We start from the raw sequence: 1,064 nt of genomic DNA on the forward strand, positions 1-1,064 counted from the left end.
CCGTCAGTACGTGCCCCCTCGAGAAAGCGTTGGGGCTCGCAGGCCGGTGTCCTCGGACGGAGTTACACCACTCCGACCGACCGCCATCCGAACGCTCCAGAACGATTATTTCTCGTCACATAGGCACCACTTGTATAATGTCGCAGGAATTAGGTTCCCGCGCTCGAGAGTTGTCGAAGCCCTATTACGAAGACGCCCTTCCGGCGCACGATCTGTTCCACGCTGCCCGAGTCAGAAACGTCTCGATTCGGTTAGCAGCGGACTGCGAGAGTAATGTCGATAGAGCCGTCCTTTCCGCGGCGGCATGGTTACACGATATCGGTCGCCCGCGGGAGAGAACGGGAGCGATCGACGATCACGACGAGTGGGGCGCGGCCGAAGCCGCGGATCTTCTCGAGACGGACGGAGTGACGGCGGATCGAATCGACGCGGTCACACACTGCATTCGAGCGCACAGTATTCGGGCGAGCTCTCCGGAACCGGAGACGCTCGAGGCCAGACTGCTCTTCGATGCGGACAAGTTAGACGCTGCCGGAGCGCGCGGTATCGTTCGAATGGCCTGTATCGTCGGCGAGCGGTCGGGCAGAGCCGGTGAAAAGTACGCGGTCATCGACGATGCATCGGTGTCCGGAACGGATTCGTCTGACCGTCCCGACATCGCGCTCCTTCGGGAGTGGGCGCGGGAGCGTCTGAACGCGTTGTATACCGCGCCGGGACGGCGTCTGGGCGACTCACGACGACGGTTCATGGACGATTTCTTCGCACAGTTCGAGAGGGAAATCGGCGTCGAGGGAGAGCGGTAATCTGGACTTCGGCGAGTCTCGAGAGAGACGCCGATGGGGCTTCGAAGCGCCGTCAGTCGCCAGAATTCCCCTGTGAGCGATCTTCGATCCCGACACCACGCGCCGCCGTCGCCTTCACCGAGGCCACGATCGATCGCCCGGGCTCGAGTCCCAGCGTCTCGACGCTCCGCCGAGTGACCAGCGCGACGAGTTCGGTGTCGCTCCCGCCGTCGCCACCGTCCGCATTCTCGAGGCCGATCCCCACCCGAGCGACGGCGTCCC

The 1,064-nt window shown here is 63.4% G+C and carries 2 protein-coding genes; one reads left to right on the forward strand and one right to left on the reverse strand.

The window, feature by feature from the left end; genetic code table 11:
- Positions 1-137 precede the first annotated feature (137 nt).
- A complete protein-coding gene (locus PGX04_RS23445; protein ID WP_273740719.1) occupies positions 138-803 on the forward strand; it encodes an HD domain-containing protein in 666 nt (221 codons plus the stop codon).
- 52 nt (positions 804-855) lie between these two features.
- Here PGX04_RS23445 and PGX04_RS23450 read toward each other — a convergent pair.
- Positions 856-1,064: TOBE domain-containing protein (locus tag PGX04_RS23450; protein WP_273740720.1), on the reverse strand; the 209-nt coding region annotated here is incomplete at its 5' end.

It is taken from the genome of Natrinema soli (genome assembly GCF_028618695.1).